The sequence below is a fragment of the uncultured Victivallis sp. genome (genome assembly GCF_944391105.1).
Classification (GTDB): Bacteria; Verrucomicrobiota; Lentisphaeria; order Victivallales; family Victivallaceae; genus Victivallis.
Map to the genome: position 1 here is coordinate 45,348 of NZ_CALXSK010000018.1, position 17,610 is coordinate 62,957.

Annotated in this window: 10 protein-coding genes; all 10 read right to left on the minus strand. The window is 60.6% G+C overall.

Annotated elements, in window-relative coordinates; genetic code table 11:
- Window positions 1-2 precede the first annotated feature (2 nt).
- Window positions 3-2,723, minus strand: coding sequence for a glycosyl hydrolase-related protein (locus Q0K10_RS07515; protein WP_294505319.1), 2,721 nt, complete (start codon window positions 2,721-2,723; stop codon window positions 3-5).
- A gap of 90 nt (window positions 2,724-2,813) precedes the next feature.
- Complete coding sequence (locus Q0K10_RS07520) at window positions 2,814-5,885, minus strand: hypothetical protein (RefSeq protein ID WP_294505322.1); 3,072 nt, start codon at window positions 5,883-5,885, stop codon at window positions 2,814-2,816.
- Between the two features lie 92 nt (window positions 5,886-5,977).
- A complete protein-coding gene (locus Q0K10_RS07525; protein ID WP_294505325.1) occupies window positions 5,978-6,379 on the minus strand; it encodes a secondary thiamine-phosphate synthase enzyme YjbQ in 402 nt (133 codons plus the stop codon).
- Window positions 6,380-6,400: 21 nt separating this feature from the next.
- Window positions 6,401-7,261 carry a hypothetical protein gene (locus tag Q0K10_RS07530; protein ID WP_294505350.1) on the minus strand — a complete coding sequence of 287 codons (861 nt, stop codon included), beginning with the start codon at window positions 7,259-7,261 and terminating at the stop codon, window positions 6,401-6,403.
- A gap of 106 nt (window positions 7,262-7,367) precedes the next feature.
- Window positions 7,368-9,197, minus strand: a complete 1,830-nt coding sequence (locus Q0K10_RS07535; protein ID WP_294505353.1) for a hypothetical protein — start codon at window positions 9,195-9,197, stop codon at window positions 7,368-7,370.
- A gap of 86 nt (window positions 9,198-9,283) precedes the next feature.
- A complete protein-coding gene (locus Q0K10_RS07540) occupies window positions 9,284-11,191 on the minus strand; it encodes an FAD-dependent oxidoreductase (protein ID WP_294505355.1) in 1,908 nt (635 codons plus the stop codon).
- A gap of 2 nt (window positions 11,192-11,193) precedes the next feature.
- The gene (locus Q0K10_RS07545) at window positions 11,194-11,964 is read right to left on the minus strand and encodes an IclR family transcriptional regulator (protein ID WP_294505358.1); all 771 of its coding nucleotides are present in this window, start codon (window positions 11,962-11,964) and stop codon (window positions 11,194-11,196) included.
- A gap of 101 nt (window positions 11,965-12,065) precedes the next feature.
- Complete coding sequence (locus tag Q0K10_RS07550) at window positions 12,066-13,418, minus strand: radical SAM protein (protein WP_294505361.1); 1,353 nt, start codon at window positions 13,416-13,418, stop codon at window positions 12,066-12,068.
- A 134-nt stretch (window positions 13,419-13,552) separates the two neighbouring features.
- On the minus strand, window positions 13,553-16,816 hold the full coding sequence (locus Q0K10_RS07555; protein ID WP_294505364.1) for a hypothetical protein: 3,264 nt from the start codon (window positions 16,814-16,816) through the stop codon (window positions 13,553-13,555).
- Window positions 16,816-17,520, minus strand: a complete 705-nt coding sequence (locus Q0K10_RS07560; RefSeq protein ID WP_294505367.1) for a DUF1559 domain-containing protein — start codon at window positions 17,518-17,520, stop codon at window positions 16,816-16,818. The genes Q0K10_RS07555 and Q0K10_RS07560 overlap by 1 nt, the downstream gene beginning before the upstream one ends.
- Window positions 17,521-17,610 lie beyond the last annotated feature (90 nt).

Below are 17,610 nucleotides of genomic sequence, written 5' to 3' on the forward strand. Positions count from 1 at the left end.
TTTCAGAAGACAAGTTTGATGGTCACGATCTCCTGCGGCCGTGCCGCGATGTTCAGATCAGCCGGGTCGAGCGCTTCGCGTTCGGTCTCATCGAGGCGGCATTTGACTGCCCGCTTCAGCGGCCTGTCCGTGCGGATGACAGCGGAAGAGCTTGACTCCTCAAGGTTTACAAGACGGAGAATGACGCTGCCCGGTTCCCCGTTGTCGGCGGGTTTGAGCGCCGTTACGGCCAACGGCCCGGTGATGCGCAGGAAGCTTGCCGAAGCGATTTCCGAAACATCGGATGTTTTGACCAGATGAAACGAGACGGGCGCGCGCAGCTCCTGGAGTTTTTCATAAAGATCCGTCCGGCTGCGTTCTGCCGGGAAGAATGCGAGTGCATACTCGAACGGCCGTTCGCCCGGGAGCTGCCCTTCCGTTTCCCCATTGGTCTGAACCGTTCGGCGGAATGCACGCAATAGTGTGACCACAAGAGAGTTCTGTTCGTCATCGAGTGCTCCTCCCTCATGGATTCCCGCCCGGGTGAGAAGGGCGATCCCGCCTTTTTCATCCCGTTTGCCGAGGATGCCGTCGAAGTTTTTCTCAATCATCTCCGGTTCCGGGAAGGACTCCGTTTCCCGACCCCGCGTACGTCCGGCGGGACGTTCGAGGAACGTGAATGCCTGACTGGCGAAACAATTTCCGCCGATACCGGTCGGCAGCACCATTTGAAGCCGGTAGTCGCGAACATTGTTGTGCACGACGGTGCGGCAGTTCAAAACTTCACTGCCACGGTCGAGGGAGACGGAGGTGACGATTTCGAGTGTGACGGGTTCTTTGCTTTCGGTGATGCCCGCATACTGTTCGTCCAGCGTTCCGTTGAAGCAAAGTTCACGCGGAACCTCATAACGGCGAAGGATTTCAAACTCGGTTCTGACCGGCCCGTCCTGAACGAGCGTGACCTGGGCGGAGGAACTTCCGCAGATGCGGCGGTTGCCGGTCGGCCGGACGTGATTCCAGCCGTCCCCGATCTCCCTGTCGATGCGGAAATCATTCAGTCCGGAGTACTTACGATTGCTTCGCAGATCGGTTACGTCGAACGTTCCATCCGGCCGGATCACAAGCGAAAGAATTCCGTTTGAGGCGGAAGTCTGCGAGGTCGTCATGGTCTCAAAGCTCCGGACAAAATCCTCTGACGGGCGGATTTCCAGCGTTCCCCATCCAGTTGGCGGAAGCTGTTGTTTGCAGACGACGGTATAGAGGTCGTAGCGACGGTTGTCCTGCCGGTAGTAGGATCGGTTCTGGTTGCGGATAAGTGACTTGAGCTGGTACGGAATCTCGGTCCCATCGGGACCGTAGAGGCGGAAACTGTTCAGAAATTCGTAGCCGAACGGCTCGTACTGAAGTTTCGGGTAGGCGCCGATATCGCGGGCGGGGAAGAGAATCTCGATCTCCCCCGTGCGTGTAACCGGATGCGGCAGCGGATTGAAGAGACGCATAGTGTAACGCCCGTCCGCGGCGACCGCTTCGCGCTCCTTGTTGTCGGTGAAACTCTGGCGGATGCTGTCAATGAACGGTTTGCCGGTAACGCGGGTGCGGTCGAGAATTCTGAATTCCTCGTCGAGTGTGCGCGCGAGGTTGCCGACCTCTTCCATACGGCCGAGCACCGCGCGGTGGACCTGATCGATCGAACAGCCGCAGATCGAGTCGTGCGCGTGGTTTTTGAGCAGGTGTTTCCACGTGTAGCGCAGCAGCGGCAGCGATTCGACATCGCCCGAGGCGGCACGGATCGCGGCTTGCGGCTCGATGAGAAGCTCCAACAGGTTCTGGCAGAGATCGTTCGCACGTTTCACGTCGGCGCGGGAACTCAACGTCGCGCTGATCTGCCAGGCGCCGTTCTTCGGACCGTCGGCGGGATGAATCTGCTCCCCGGTTACGACAGGAAGAAAAGGCGCACTGTATTCTTTATCAAATAGTTCCGTGTAGTCAGTATGGATGATTTCAGCATCCGGATAGAGCTCGCGGATGCACTGGAACATCTTCTCCGTTTCGCCGAACGGTGTGGCATGATCGAAGCCGTCGGAGAGAACGAAGCACTCTCCCCACTGGTCGTAATCCTCCTCCACCCATTCGTGGAATTTCCGCTTGAACGCCTCCGCGTCGAGCGGCAGCGGCAGGATGCCGCGGACGTTCATCGTGAAGTCGCCGTAACCGGAACGCTTCGAGAGATTCAGCGTCTTGATCCTGGTCCCGTCCGGAGATTCCCAGAAGATCATGTGGCTGCCCGCTCCTCCGGTGAAACCGCGCCAGACGACTGCGCCCTTGAGGCCGAATCCCGCGAGAATCTGCGGCAGCTGTGCGATGTGTCCGAAGATGTCGCAGACGTAACCGACCGGCCACGCTTTCCCGCCGAACTCCGCTGCGATCTTCCTTCCGGTCAGAAGGTTGCGGATCAACGCCTCTCCGGAGACGAGAAACTCGTCCGGCATGACGTACCACGGGCCGACGTTGAGTTTTCCTGTGCGGATCAGTTGTTCGAGCCGTGGTCTCCAGTCCGGGCGGATCTCGCAGATGTCTTCGAGTACGACGGTCTGCCCGTCGAAGGTGAATTTCCGGAACTCCGGCGTTGTGTCATAGATTTTCAACAGTTCGCGCGTGGCGTCGATCAGGTATTTGCGGAACTCCTCAAACGGCTGGTACCATTCCCGATCCCAGTGGGTCGAATTGAAATAGTAGAACTTCATCGCTTCCTCCGTGGTTTTGAGAAAGATAGCTCCGGGACAACCGTTTTTCCAATCGAAAACGGAGAAAACGAGAAAAATGATATTGTTTTGTCATTTCCGCCAACGGATCTCGGCCATCCAGAGGTCGTGAACCGCGATGACGGAGTTCGGAGTCCGTCCCGGCAGAAGAGCCCGCACTTTCGGAAAAATCAGGCGTGGAGATTTTTCCGGCGCGTCGAGCCGGAGATGGGTCATCATTCCGTATCTGTCGGTTCCGCCCGCACACCAGAAGTTGCCGTTTTCAACGAGGAAGGGACCGGAAAAATTCAGATGTTCCCCCCAGTACTGCTTCAGATTGAATGGCTTGGCTCCTTCCGCATTTCCCCACCCCATCACTTCGATCTTACCGGTGGCGGTATTGAGACGGAAGAAAAGGACGAGCGGAGGCATTTGGCGGTCGCCCCTCCGGACACTCCCGTTGATGCAGAAGTCGACAATGGAGCCGCTTTGATGGAAAAAGTTTTTATTCAGGATGCAATTCATGATAGGCCAGCGTCCTTCTGCGAGATTCAGAAGTTTCTCCGGCGCAGCGGTTTTGAGATTGAATTTCCAGAAGGCTGACATGCCGTACCCGTTCGTGATGGCAGGGAAAAAGAGATTCTCGCCATTCGCGGCGACCCCCCAGACGTAATAGGGTTTGGCGACCTTTTCGAGCGGACTTTCCGTTCCGTCGCGCAGCGTCGAGATGTGGGTGCGGACGTCCCTGCCGTCGGGCCGGAACGAGATGAGACGCGTGAACTCCGCTCCGAAGTATTCTCCCGCCCCGAGAAATGCGTAGATCCTCCCCTTGTGCCGCAGCAGCGAATGGACGCGCCCCGAGACGAAATCGGAGTGAACGGTCATTGCTTCGCTGTGGCGGTTGATGACGATGATCTGGTCGTCGGTGCCGATGAGAATCACATCCCGGTCGCAGTAGAGCGCCGCCCCGCCGTAGGTCTTGCGGCGATATTCTGTAAGATGAAGTTCCTTTCTCATGAACGTCCGGATCTTGCGGAGCCGCTGCCGGGTGCCGTCCCAGTGTTCGAGCGTGTGAACGCGAGTGTCTCCCGAGAACCGGAGAAGACAGCCGTCTTTGCCGCCATCGGCGTCGGAGGCGACCGCGATCAGTTTGTCTTTGTACCAGGGAACGGGAGTCTCCGGCGGGCAGGGAGAGTCCGAACTCGGGCTGGCATAGGAAAAAGAATCTTCACGGCTGCGCCAGCCGGTGTGAATCGGCCGGATCACGTAGTCGGGATTCCATTTCGCCAGTTCCGGCGGGTCGAGCAGCCAGAATTGCCGCGAGAGCGGGACGGCCCACCCGGGGGTGTGCATGGTCAGCGCATCGACATTCTGTTTTTTCAACAGCTCAAAGAGGCGTTCCGGGGAGGCATTTGCCGCCGCACGCGGATCATCGGCTGGTCGCCGGGTATCTTCGAGCTCTTCGATCAGCTGCTGGATTTCATCCCTTTGAGAGATGAATCGTCCGATCTCCCGCAGTTTCTTGCGGTACTTTTCCGGTTGTTCGACCACCCACTTTGCATATTGAAGGTTGGGGATACGCCGTTCTTCGGGAGTGCTGATGACTTTGTATTGAAGGCGAGAGAGCATCGCCCGCCCCTGCGCCTCCTGAAATAAATTCGGGGAGCGAACCAGCCGGTCGGCGAGTCTCTGATAACAAGCCCGCTCATTCGGCTCGTCGGGTTCCGGCAGACCCGTCAGCAAACAGAGATTGGTGTGAGGATACTGTGCCGCGTAATTCTGCAGCAGGTCGAGCGTGGGTTCAAGCATCGACAATTGCAGTCTCCGGTCGAAGTAAAGGGATGGTGCACAGCGGAAGTTTGCGCTTTGGGCGTAGACGATGAGTTCCTTTTCATTGGTCGGGGGATCTTTCGGTTTGGCTTCCGTCAGGTACGGAATCAGTTTGGGGCGGTATTCACTGACCAGGCGGCGGGCCGCCTCCTGCAGTTCGGGGGGAAGTTTTTCGAAATCGAGGTTGTCGAGCAGACAGAGGATTGTGTAGGAGGCGAAGTGTTTGAAATAGTAGGTGTCGACCCCGCGTTCCATGAGCGCGAGCGCCTCATGAACGAGTGCGAACTGCATCTGGACGGATGCGTCTTTCGAGAGTTCAAACCGCATCGTGTCGAGCGCCCAGGTCTGGTAGAGGACGTTGCCCGGATCGAGCGCGATTGCTGCGTAGACGCGCCGCATGGCCGCACGCGGGTCGCCGTACCGCTTCAGGTAGAAAAACTCGTTGTAGCAGCGGCGCGCCTCCTCCTTCACGTCGGGGAGCTTCTCCGGGGGAGGGAGCTTCAGAAATTCACCGATTGCGCGCACAATCGCCTGCGTATCATTGCGTTCCTTCCCTTCGAAGGTGCGCGTGAAGAGGATCTTGTCGGCCGTGTCGGTCAGCCGCAATGTTGTGGTGTAGCCGGGTTTCTCCCCGTAGACCGGGGTGAATTCGAGCCGGATGAGTGTGCTGCTCGGAGGCAGCGGCGCTTCCGGGCCGGTGAGACGCTCCTCGTCGAGCCGCCGGTTCAGAAACTCCCGCTCCATCACCGTCGTGTCCGGCAGATGGTGCAGTTCGAGTTCGAGCCGTGCGACGAGGTGCTTGAGCTCGCGGGAGAATTCCGGGCGCACGTCGTCATTGCGCGCGGCGAGAAACGCGAGCGTGCGCCGCTTTTCCGGAGCCTTCACCGCGCGAACCGCCTCTTCCAGCGCATTTCCCGCGACTTTCAGCGCTTCGTCCGATTTTTCCGGAAGCGAACGGTTCAGCAGGCGGAACCCGTTGATCTGGTTGAAGATGACGAGTCTGGACGGATACCGTTTCTTCGTTTGCTGCGTGAGACCGCTTTCGACAATGATGAAGAGATCTGCCCGGGTCAGCCGCGCGAGCGTGTTCCGGTTGGCGAGGTCGCCCCCCTGCAGTTTCCGTTCCCGGAGGATACGGTTGATCTCCTCACGTTCGAGGAAGAGATACTCTCCGCTCCGGTCGGCGAGAAGCAGCTCGCAGAAATGGCGCGAGGCGTGGTCCTCCGCGAAAATGGCGAAGGCCGGTTCCTTCCCCATGCAGAGCAGTCCGGTGACCAGAGTGCAGAGGAGTGCGAAAAACCGGAACCGCACCGTTCCGGCAACTGAAACAATCATGATACTCTCCCCGAGTCGATGTGGAATGTCGTTTGCCGGATAAGACGATCCGGAGAGCTGTTTTCTTAGCGGACAGTCGTAAAAAAGAGCGTTTATTCGAACGCCTCCTGAAAACAGACTTCGATTCTTCGTGTGCGCGGCCCGTCGAATTCGCACAGATAAATCCCCTGCCATGTGCCGAGGCGCAGTTCGCCGTTCCGCACCGGAACGGTCAGCGAAAAGCCCATGAGCGACGCCTTCAAATGCGCGTCGCTGTTCCCCTCCATGTGGCGATAGAAACTCTCGTCGTGCGGGATGAGCGCGGCGAGTTTTGCGAGCAGGTCGTGCCTGACGTCCGGATCGGCGTTCTCGTTCACGGTCAGCGCCGCGGTGGTGTGCAGACTGTGCAGATGACAGATTCCGCACTTTAAATTCGCGGGCACGAGACGCGCGACCATGCCGCTGATGTCGACGAGTTCGCAGCGGTTTCGGGTTGTTACGGTCAGTTGAGGCATGATGTTTTCTTCCTGAATCGGTTATGATTCTTCTTTCATGGCGTTGATGACCTTCTGCATCGAACGGTAGACCGTGAATCCGGTCTGCGGCTTGAGTGTCTGAAGTTTCGAAAAGTTGAACGCGGAGCCTTCCCGTGCGGCCCGCGCGATCGAGAGTAGTTCGGCCATGACCTCCGGGGTCATGCCGGCCCGCCCGAACGCCTGAAGCATCGGCGGCGGAATCTCATGGGTACTTTCGATCCGGCAGAAGATTTCAAGGATCCGCTTCGATACGTCGTAATGGATTCCGGTGGAAGCCATTTCGCGCGCGGCGGAGTTCAACACCCCGTCGGGAATTTCGGCGTAGCGGAATGCCGCGTCATTCTCATCCGGTGCTTTCACGGTCTCGTGTTTCGGCCTGCGCGGCTTAAGTTCGTAGAGCGGTTCTTCCGGTTCCGGCGGGCGCGGGCGTTTCTGATCGGCGACCCGGCCGGGCGCCCACGGACGCGGCGCGGGACGGGATTTGTCCGGAGTCGGCTGAAGGATCGGGGTGTCCGGTACGGGTTCGATCGGGCGCGGCTTCTGCGGCGTTTCTGTTCTCTCCACAGGAGCCGGCGGCGGGATCGGGGTGTCGGGCACGGGTTCGATCCGAGAGGGAATTGCCGGGCTCGGCGGCTCGGGTGGCGGCTCTTCGAAGCGGGGTTTTTTCGCCGGAATTTTGACCGAGGCGTCTCCGAGAGTCGGCATCGGCGGCAGCGTCGGGTGTTTTGCATCGGGCATTTCGGGACGGTAATAGTCGCCGCCGAGGTCGCGCCGCCGCGTCATCGCCGCCAGTACGAGGACGAGCAGGAAGATCAGAAAAAAGAATCCCCCGACGACGGCCAGAATCAGCCCGTATGACATACTCTCCTCCTTTTCTCCGGAATGTTCCGCACCATTGTTTTCGGGATACAATACCCCGGAACGGAGGAAAAGCAAGGCCTTCCCCGGAAAAACCGGGGATTTCCCGTCAATAATCCGGTTTGCTCCCGGTGGTGATCGTGTGTTTCCCGTTGCGGTAGGTGAGCGTGAATCCATCCGGTGTCCGCGTGTAAGGGAACACCTCGCCGGTCTCCGGATCGATCGGCAGCGCGGGCAGCAGCCCGGGCACGAGCGCTTCGAGCGTCTCCGGATAGCTTCCTTCAAGCGACCGGTACAGCTTCAGCGCGAGCAGCGTCGGGAACAGAGTGTGTGCGACCTTCTCCCGCTTGAGGCTGGGCAGATAGTTTCCCGGGAAGTGATCGGATTGTTTCGTCTCACCGATCTTCGCGGCGGCGCGGAGTTCCGCGATCAAAGGCTGTGCCGCGACCCGCTCCCGCACCTGATTTGACACCAGCGAGATGACGAAGATCCGCTGGAAAAACGGCAGCGGCTGGTTGTGGAACGGATAGCCGAGCTCTTTCGGCCACCGGAGCGCCTGGGCGAGATAATTCGCCGTGAACTCCAGTTCGTCCGAAACCGTGTAATCGGTGTTGCGGAAATAATCGAGATAGCGGCGATACTCCTCCGCGTACTGCGGGCCGTCCGGCCCGAGCTGGACGAGATTTTTTGCCAGTACGCTGTCGATGGCAATGCGCACGAGCCCGCTGAGCGTGAGCTTCGGCGCGGAATCGAGCGTTCGCCCCACCTCCTGTTCGAGCCGCAGGAACGGCAGAATCCGGTCGTGTTTCCCCTGCCAGTGATAGACCGCCGCAGTGCCGCCGAGCTGGCGTGCCGCGCTGCGCAGAGTGTTCAACATGGGGAGAAAACCCCGCAGGTCATACTGTTCCGGGAAGAAGCTGCTGTGCGGCTTCAATGCCGCCGCCGCCGCGAAATACGCTTTCGCCTCCTGAGAATCGAGTTCCGCCGCGGCCATGTTCCGCATTTCCGGCGTGACCGGGGAGTCCGGCGCGGTCCAGGAATAGATCGATTCCAGCGGCAGTTCGATCCGCGGCTCGTGTTTGTCGTAGTGCTGATACCACGCTTCCGAATTCCGCAGCAGCGTCTGGAACGCTTCGGCTCCGGCTGGATCGTATGGAGCCTGGAACTCGAGCGGACGACCCGTCTGTTTCGCGAGTTCGAGCGCTCCGTTCGCGCGGAGGAGCGTCACTCCGCAGGCGATGCCGAAGAGCAGGAACGAACCCGCCGTTCCGACGGCGAAGTCGCGCAGCGCCCGCAGCGGTGTATTGCGTTCGCCGCGCCGCCGGAGAATCACGATCCAGCCAGCGAGCAGCGGAATCGCCGGGAGAAAACCGCAGCAGTAGGCGAGCCCGGGCCGGATGTACAGCAGCGTTTCCGGGACGGGCAGCGCCAGCGCGATCGCCGCCGAAAGTCCGCTGAGCGCCGGGGCGGTGAACAGCCATACGAGAAAGCCCGCGAGCAGCGAACGCCCGGTGGTTTTTCCGATCGCGCGCCCCGCCAGGCCCGACAGATAGAAGTAGAGCGTGATTGCCAGGAGGCAGCCGATGTAGACCAGGTGATAAAGCCGCAGGAACTCTCCATATCCCTCCAGGGTGCAAAGCAAACGGTAATCGTTCGGGACATGGGTACACCAGATTCCGAGCCCGATGGCGAGGACCACCGGCGGAAGAAGTGCGGCAAGACATTTCGCCGTGCTCCGCTCCGGCGCCTCCCGGGAGAAGAATACGCCGAACACCCACGCCGCGACTCCGAGCCCGGGAATGAGAAGATTGGTACGGACGTTCAGGGATGGATTCCACGCGAGGAGCAGGATGACTATCACCAGCAGCGGCACAAGGCCGACGATCACCGGAATGAGATTGCGTTTCCAGACTTCGAGGATCTCTTTCAGGAACTTCATCTTCCACCTCCCTGCCGCTGTTATGTATTTCCCGAGGATAAGATAGCATGCGGGGAAGGGGTTGTCAAACTTCCCTCTTCAGATTTTCACTCGTGGCGGTGCGGGATGCCGAGGCGGCGGATCTTCTCCACTGCGGCGGGATCCGCCGTCGGCCGGTCGTCGCGCGGCCACACCTGCACGAAACCGATCTCCTTGAAGTGGTACTGCTCGACATCGTCGCACCGGTAGGCGTGGTACGGCCATGGCTGGAGTCCGCGCCGCATCTTCTCCTGAAGCTCGGAAAAGTGATGCTCGTAAATCCCGCGCGGCAGCGAACCTGTTTCACGGCAGAGCGTCGCGGCCAGGCCGATCACCTCGCCGAGCGCTCCGAGCGTCCGCATGACCCGGACACAGGAAAACGCCACGTGCGAGACGCTGATGTGGCGCCCTCCGAGAAAGAGGTTTTCCGCATCGCGCGCGTAAAGACAACGGTACGGTACCGGGTAGGGCGCTTCGATGCCGCGATGGTATGCGCACGAGCGGAACGGTTCCGGAAACTGTTCCTCGTTCGCCGGTTCCGGCAGATGCAGATCGAGATTCCAGCTCATCGCGGCGGTCGCATCCGGGTAGGGCACGTGATTCTCGATGTCGTTCTGAGTCAGTACGAGGTCGCCGATCACCCGGCAGCTCTCACGCTTGCCGCCGCAGGAGGAAACCCACGCGAGCGCTTCCCGCGACCATTCGGCGCTCCGCTTCGAGCGGTTCTTGAGATAACTCCAGTTCGAGTAGATTGCGAGCAGCCCGTAGTCGCGGATCCGTTCGATCTCCTCGATCTGGTCGCGCCGGAATCCGGTCTCCTGCTCCCAGTCGCCGCCGCGGACATAGAGCACTTTCGATTCATCGAAATCGAGCGCCCAGTCGAGTTCGGGGAAGGGGGCTTCCTCCTTTCGCTTTTCCGAGTACCAGAGCACCGAGTGACCCATCACGAGCCGGTCGGCCTGTTCCGGCGCGAGCGATTCGTGAAACCGGCTTTTCGCCTCACGGCCGTACATGACCTCGCACCCGGCCCGGCGCGCAAGTTCGGCGTCTCCCGTACAGTCTGCGAAGAGAGGCGCCCGGTAACGGGTCTCCGTTCCGCTGCGCAGGTCGCGCGCGATGACTGCGGCGATCCGCTTCGGGTGTTCCGGATCCATCTCCAGCCCGACGACCCTGGTGTTGAGCAGCAGTCTGCACTTGTTCCAGCTCAGGTGTGAAATCGCAATCGTCTTGCGCGCATCCTCGTACCACTCGGCCGGATAGGTTGCGCCCGAACCCGCGACCGGTTCGATCTGGGAGACGATCCAGCCGATTTCCGGATACGGTTCGAGTCTGGCGAATCCGCCCATGCCGACCCGGATCTCGGAGCTGTTGCAGCCGCCCGGAACCGGACGATCCTGGATCAGGAGCACACGCGAATCGGTGCGCGCCGCCGCGATGGCGCAGCAGATTCCCGCGATGCCGCCGCCGACGACGATGAGATCATACTCCTCCGGCGCATCCGCAACGACCGTCCCGCAGAGACGGCGCCGGAAAACCGCGAGCTCCTCCGGCTCGTCCGGCGGAACGGTTTCCGCCGTCGTCAGGTAAAGTGCGTCACAGCGGCCGTTGAAGCCGTTCAGGTCGTGCAGCGAGAGTTCGATCTCCCCGGCGTCGAGCCGCAGTGAACCGGCTTTCCGCCAGCTCCAGTCCGGGGAGCCGTCCCCGAGCGTCGCCGGCAGTTCCATCCCGTTGACGGCCACCCGGAAGAGCCCCGCCGCCTTGTCCGGCTTCCAGACCGCCACCCAGTTGCGTGTGCGTGCCCAGATGTGCCAGAGTCCCGATTCCGGGATGCGGCAGCGCGTGCGCGCATCTGCGACCGGCACGCCCATTCCATGCGCCATGAGATAGGCCGATCCGACCTGCGCATACGACTGCGGATCGACGACCCAGCCGCCAGGTTCTTCGAACTCTTCCGCTTCCAGAAAAATTTCCGCCATACTCACACTCCTTCCGTGACCAAATTCCGGGTGATCGCGTCCGCCGCGCGGCGAACCTCTCTGCCGGTTTGTTCGAGTTTCTCATCCCCGAGCCGGGACCGGGGGGCGCTGATCCAGATCGCCGCGACCGGGCGGCCGTTGCGGTCGAAAACCGGAGCTCCGGCACAGCGGATTTCCTCGAGCTCCTCGCCCCGGTCGAAGGCGACTCCGTTTGCCCGCACGGTTTCCAGTTCATGTGCGAAAGCGGTCGCGTTGTCAAGAGTCGCGGCGGTGAATCGCGTGAACGGATAATCGCGCAGGAGTTCTTCCCGTTCGCGTTCCGGCAGAAATGCGAGAATCGCTTTGCCCGGCGCCGCCGTGTGCAGCGGAAAATGGTGGCCGATCTGCACCGTCACCTTGACCGGTTGCGTCGACACCACTTCATCGATCACGACTCCCTCCCGCCCGTAAAGTACGGCCAGAAACGCTGTTTCTCCGGTCCGGTCGCGCAGTTTGCGCAGCTGCCCGGAAGCCTGTTGCGTCAGTCCCGCTTCGTCGATCGAACGGTAGCCGAGAGAAAGCAGTTTGCGGCTCAGCCGGTAGCGGTCACCCTCTTCTCTTTCCACGTAGTGGAGATGCACGAGCGTCGAGAGCAGCCGGTAGAGACTCGCAGACGGAAGTTGAAGCGTTCCCAGTTCCGCTGTCGTGACTCCGCCCGGATGGGCCGCCAGATATTCCAGAAGCCGTAATCCGCGTTCGAGCGCCGGAACCAGATAGGGTGTTTCCGAAGACATCGTTTTCTCCTTGCCGGAAATGTTTTGTTTTAAGATATCACATATGAAGTGCAATATCAATAGTGAAAACGAGAGAAAGGCGAAAAAATCCGCTTTCCCCGTTAGAGGTCGAGCACTTTTTCGAGCAGCCGGGAGGCGGGCGCGAGCCGATGGAGGCGGATCAGCAGATTCCAGAGCGGATCGACCTTTTTCCAGGCGGCGGAGTAGCCCGCGTGGCGCAGCGCTTTCAGCCACGACGGCTGGTGCGACGCGCCGCGCAGAATGTTGCGCCAGCGGTAGAACTCCCGGTAGCTCCGCCAGTATCCCGCTTCGAGCTCTTCCGGAGACAGGTGGTCGTGGCGGATCACCGCGTGGCGCGTGTCGTAACGCTCCCAGTCGCGGTGCAGCAGCCGCCCCTCCCGCTCCATCTCCCGGAAGAACGGCGTGCCGGGGTAGGGGGTCGCGAGATGGAACGTCGCGCTCTCGATCCCGGTTGAAACCGCCCATTCGACCGTCCGGTCGAACACGTCCGCGCGGTCCGCCGGGAGCCCGAAGACGAAACTTGCGTTGACCATGATTCCGTGCGCGTGAAGCCGCCGGACGGTTTCGGCGTATTCGTCGATGCGGTTGATCGTCTTGTGACATGCCGCGAGCGACTCCGGATTCAGCGACTCGAAGCCGATGAAGAGACTGCGCAGACCCGCCTCCGCCGCCGCCTTGAGCAGTGCGTCATTTTGCAGCGAACGGACGGTCGCCGCCCCCTGGAAGAGCCTCTTCATGCCGCGCATTCCTGTAAAAAGTTCGCGGACAAAGCGTTCCGAGCCGAAGAGGTTGTCGTCGAGAAAGAACAAGTGGCGTCCCGGCAGCGACTCGATCTCCGCGAGTGCCCGGTCGACCGGCGCGGTGTAGAACTGTTTTCCGCCCGCGAAGAAGTTCCGCGTGTAGCAGAAGTCGCAGCTCTGCGGACACCCGCGCGAGACGACGATCGAGTTCGGCGCGAGGTAGTTCCGCCGTTTGATGAGGTCGCGGCGGACCGGCGGGACGGTTTCGAGTGTCCGAACCTGATCGGTGTAGATCTTCCGGGTGTTCCGGCGGCGGAAGTCGCGCAGAAACTCCGGCCACGCCGCGTGAGCGGGGCCGAGTACGACTGCGTCGGCATGCCGCAGCGCCTCTTCCGGCAGCGAGGTCGGGTGAAGGCCGCCCATGACAACGAAAATTCCGCGCGCGCGATAGCGGTCCGCCATCGCATACGCACGGTGCGCGCTCGTGATGTAGACCTCGATCGCCACGAGATCGGGCTCGCCGTCCTCCGGAACCGGTTCGACATGCTGATCGTAAAGTTCGATTTCGTCGTCCGGTTCGAGATATCCAGCGAGCGTCGCAAGTCCGAGTGGAGGAAAGAGCGCGTATTTGATCGGGCGGAAGAGTCCTCTTTCCGCCTCTGCCAGCGCCGGGAGAATGAACCTGATCCGCAATTCGCCCTCCGTTGTGGTGGATATCGATGGTGAATCTTTTTTTCGATACTATGCCACGGCAGTGCGGATTGTCAAGCCGGGAAGAAGAAAAGGACGGGTTTTTCCTTCCCGTCCTTTCCGGTGCTGACGAAGGATCACTCCTCCGCAAGTTCAAAGTAGAGGGACGGGCCCTCCGGCAGTGCGGCGGTGTCGACCTCGAGAATCTGCGTTCCGTCGGGCCGCCGGATGACCGGCAGTTCCGTACGCCGCTCGCCGTTCATCGCGAGTGCCCACGCCCGCAGCGGCTTTTCGCTCTTCCGGCGCAGTGTGATCCGGAACTTGCCGGTTTCGACCAGAATCGCGGGATTGTTTTTCGCTGCGAAGTCGAGACAGTGCTCCATCGACTCGTCCTCGAACACCATGCCTTCGTGCAACGCGTTCGTCGCGTAGACCGCAAGCAGCCGCTTCGCCTCGGCGACGGGGCGCATGCCCTCCATTGCCGCAAGCACGAGCGAACCCGGCGTCGTCAGATTTTCCAGCACGGATGCCTTGAGTTCCGCCCGGCCGCCCGCGAGCGAACACATCCCCTGAAGACGCTCCGTGTCGATGGTCATATACGAACGTTTCGCATCGAGAAACAGCTCCCCGGTTGAGGACTTCAGCAGATCCCGGTTCCGGCTGCGGTTGCCGGGAGAAAGAATTCCGAGCGTCCGGAGCCGTGCGAGCGTTTCGGCGAAGCGCGCGCTGTCGCCGGCCGGCTCCTCGGCGACGGTCGACTCCCAATCCCGATAGAGCAGTTTCCCGCCGACCCGCAACGGAAGCGCCAGCTCTCCGGGCGGCAGCGGCGTGCCCTCTTTTGCCACTCCGAGGCGGACCGCCGGGGCGAGCGCCGAGAGATCGCCCGTCACGGGTTTGTTCCAGGCTCGCGCCTCCTCGATGCCGCGCTCCGTAAAGAGCAGCGTCACGCCGCGCTTCCCTTCGGAGACGTCGCCGCGCCCGAACATCAGCGCCGCCGTCGTCATCGAGGCGCGGGCGACCGGATCCTCGAACGGCATCCACGGGAAGATGAAATTGCCCCGTTTCGAGTGGATCGTGTGGTTGTGCCGCATGATCCCGTCATACCCTTGAAACGCCGCGAATGCCGCGAACGAAAAACTCTCCTCGTAGCGGTAACGGTTGCAGAACACCGTCGCATATTCGTTCAGAAAAAACGGCCTGCCCGTGATCCGGCTCCCCGCATTGTAACGCGCCTGCGTCGCGCCGGAGGCGAGGTCGCTGGACATGTTCTGCCGCGACGGATAACGCGGATCCCCTCCGACGTGGGCATGATAGGTGTGCATTGTAACGAGCTCTGCTTCGGTGCGCAGATTGTTGTAGTGCATGGACTTGGTCATGTCCCACAACGTCGTGATTCCGCGGTATCCCATCTTGCGGAGCTCCTGATTGTACCAGGCGTAGAGTTCTCGCCATTTCTTCGTGATGAAGCGGTTGACCTGGACGCCTTCGTCGGTCGGCGAGTCCCATGTTCTGCGCGAGAACATCAGCGCATCCGGTTTTCCGAGAAAGTTCCGGAACTCCGGCAGGGCCTTGTCCCAGCTGTAATCCTTTTGTCCCGCTCCGCCCCGGATGAAGGCGAACTCCTGCTCGTTGAAACAGGTGATGACCGCCAGAAGCGGATCTTCCGCGAGCGGAAGAGCCGTGTACGGATTGCGGTGCGTGAGGAACGCGCCGACGCCGATCCGCCAGTTGTCGCGCGCGGATTCGTCGAACAGGATGTTGAACTTCATGAAGCGCTTTCTGCTGTTCTCATAGCTCTCTTTCGTCCAATTAGCTACGCCGATGTATCCGCAGTCGCTGCTCATCGCATTCAGCATGATGTAGATGCCGTTCTCCCTGCAGCGGAAGAGAAAGTAGTCGATCCGGTCGAGCATTTCCGGGTCGAGGGTCGCTTTCCCGTCCTCCACCCGGATCATCTGCGGGGGAATTTCCAGTTTGTACATGTTGCAGCCGCCGCGGCGCAGTTCGAGGACGAATTCATCGATGTCCGCTTTGCTGCCGAACCCGCTCCCGGCAAGGGGAATCCCGCATGGGCGCAGCGGCGCGGGATCGATTTCGGAAGAGCTCGTGGCAAAAAAACGAACCGGAGTTTCCGGCGCATCCTCGCAGGCAAGATGTCTCGCCGCGTTCACGATGATCCGGCGATCCGCACGCCGGGGAACCAGGAAGGAGAGGTCGAGAACCGAGCCAGGCACCACACACGGAGATTCGGTTCGGCGGAGCTCCTTCCTGCGTTCTCCCCGCTCAATGCGCAGGTTCTTCGTCTGATTTCGGATCGTATACGCGCGGTCGGAGAGCGTGACGCCCGCGACGATCCAGACCGGTTCCCCGCTGCCGGTGCGGAAGCGTATGGTGCGGATCTTTCCGATCGCGGGATCCACTTCGAATTTCGAGAGATAGAATCCTGTGGCCGTTCCGCTGCCGTTCGGCCACTTTGCCGCGACCGCTCCATTCGGGAGATCATGCGGATTCCACATGTCCGCAAGCTCCCTTCCGCCGAGTATGGCGAGTTTCTGCGTTCCGTTTTCGCCGGAGAGGAGGATTTCCCCTTCCCAGGGCGTTCCGGAATTTCCCCAGGCCATCGTGTGCAGCACATAGAGAAAGCTGCGTTCCGCATCGCATTTCACCGCCGCTTCGACCGGACCGGATGGAAAGTGGGCGGCGGAATGGAATGTGATGACTGCTCTGCCTTCGTTTTTCTCCGGATCGGTGATTTGGAACGGAACCGGGAGAGTCTCCCCCTTCCGGAAATCGAACCCGGCCGCATCGTTGGCAGGCCCCTGATCACTCCAGCCGCCTGTGCCGTCACCTTCGACCTCATCCCGGAACCCCATGTTCGCAACGGGGGCGAGGTCGACGGCGACATCCTTTCCGCGGAGCTCGCGGAACTTGACATCCGCGATCCGGATCGTACACCCCGCCGGAACGTCCCCGAGAAACAGCATCGGAACGCGAATCGTTTTCGCGTCGACCGACGCGGTGAAGTCGAGCCGGAAATGCTGCCACTTCCGCGTCAGGGAAAGGGGTGTTTCGGTTCCGTTTCCGAGCGCGGGGTAGGGTGGGGCGTTGCCGATCGCGCGCATGGTGATCTCCGTCGGAATCGAGCTTGCTGCCCGCAGTTCAATCCGGCAGGCGGTTCCCGCTTTGATCCCCGTTTCCGACAGGAAGTTCAGCTGGATCTCGTTGGCGCCCCGTCCCGGCTTCCGGACGATGACGTTGTATGTCTCCGCCCGGCTCCGGTCGGAGGGTCGGCGGATCAGTTCCGCCTGCGCCCCTTCCGCGACGTAGAGCTGCGGTTCACTGCCGGAGGAAACCGCTCCCGCCAACAGCAGCAGGAGTGCCATGTAATGCAGATGTTTCATCAGTTCTGAGCCCTGCCGTCCCAGGTCCAGACATTGTCGTCGAAGGTGGCCGCCCGCAACGGACTGGACTTGTCATAGAATTTCTCCATGCCGGTGATCGACTGCGCTACGCCGACGTGGCCGACAACGTGCCCGTCCGCATAGAGCACGTTTGCGGTCCTGACGTGCCAGGGATAAACCAGACCGTTGTAACGTCCGCTGGTATCCGCCCAGTTGCTGACCTTGTAATAAGGGGTGTCGCGGCCGTTCATGTAGGTCTCCGCCAGCAGAAGGAACTTCGAGGCGCTCCTGACACGGGTGATCTTGAGCTTGTTCGTGCCGTCGCCGATGGCGTAGACGTTGAGGCCGTAATTGACCCACTGCCATACGTTGCTGTCCCCTTCATACCGCTGTTTGAGCAGCTTCTGATAGTAGAACGTATCCGGAACGGAGGGGCAGATCAGATTCCCCCAGCTGACATATCCGTTGTCCTTGAAGTACTTCGGGAAGTTGAACGATCCCTGCGCACACAGCGGCAGCCAGCTGTCGAAACTGTCTGCGTAGAACATGAATCCTTTGCCGAACTGGCTCAGATTGTTCTGACAGCTCACGGTTCTGGCCTTCTCCCGCGCCTGGTTCAGCGCGGGCAGCAGCATGGACGCCAGAATTGCGATGATCGCAATTACGACTAAAAGTTCAATCAATGTAAAATATTTGTTTCTCATCGACGTTGCTCCTTTCTATTATGAAAAAGTCAAGAGACTGACCCTTTCTTTGGTTATATTTTTTCTGTTATTTGTTAAACTCCGCCTCAA

Bases quoted from the DNA above. Each gene is read 5' to 3' on its own strand.
- Q0K10_RS07515 (WP_294505319.1), bottom strand. From the start codon at position 2,723: ATGAAGTTCTACTATTTCAATTCGACCCACTGGGATCGGGAATGGTAC.
- Q0K10_RS07560 (WP_294505367.1), bottom strand. From the start codon at position 17,520: ATGAGAAACAAATATTTTACATTGATTGAACTTTTAGTCGTAATTGCG.
- Q0K10_RS07535 (WP_294505353.1), bottom strand. From the start codon at position 9,197: ATGAAGTTCCTGAAAGAGATCCTCGAAGTCTGGAAACGCAATCTCATT.
- Q0K10_RS07530 (WP_294505350.1), bottom strand. From the start codon at position 7,261: ATGTCATACGGGCTGATTCTGGCCGTCGTCGGGGGATTCTTTTTTCTG.
- Q0K10_RS07555 (WP_294505364.1), bottom strand. From the start codon at position 16,816: ATGAAACATCTGCATTACATGGCACTCCTGCTGCTGTTGGCGGGAGCG.
- Q0K10_RS07525 (WP_294505325.1), bottom strand. From the start codon at position 6,379: ATGCCTCAACTGACCGTAACAACCCGAAACCGCTGCGAACTCGTCGAC.
- Q0K10_RS07545 (WP_294505358.1), bottom strand. From the start codon at position 11,964: ATGTCTTCGGAAACACCCTATCTGGTTCCGGCGCTCGAACGCGGATTA.
- Q0K10_RS07540 (WP_294505355.1), bottom strand. From the start codon at position 11,191: ATGGCGGAAATTTTTCTGGAAGCGGAAGAGTTCGAAGAACCTGGCGGC.
- Q0K10_RS07520 (WP_294505322.1), bottom strand. From the start codon at position 5,885: ATGATTGTTTCAGTTGCCGGAACGGTGCGGTTCCGGTTTTTCGCACTC.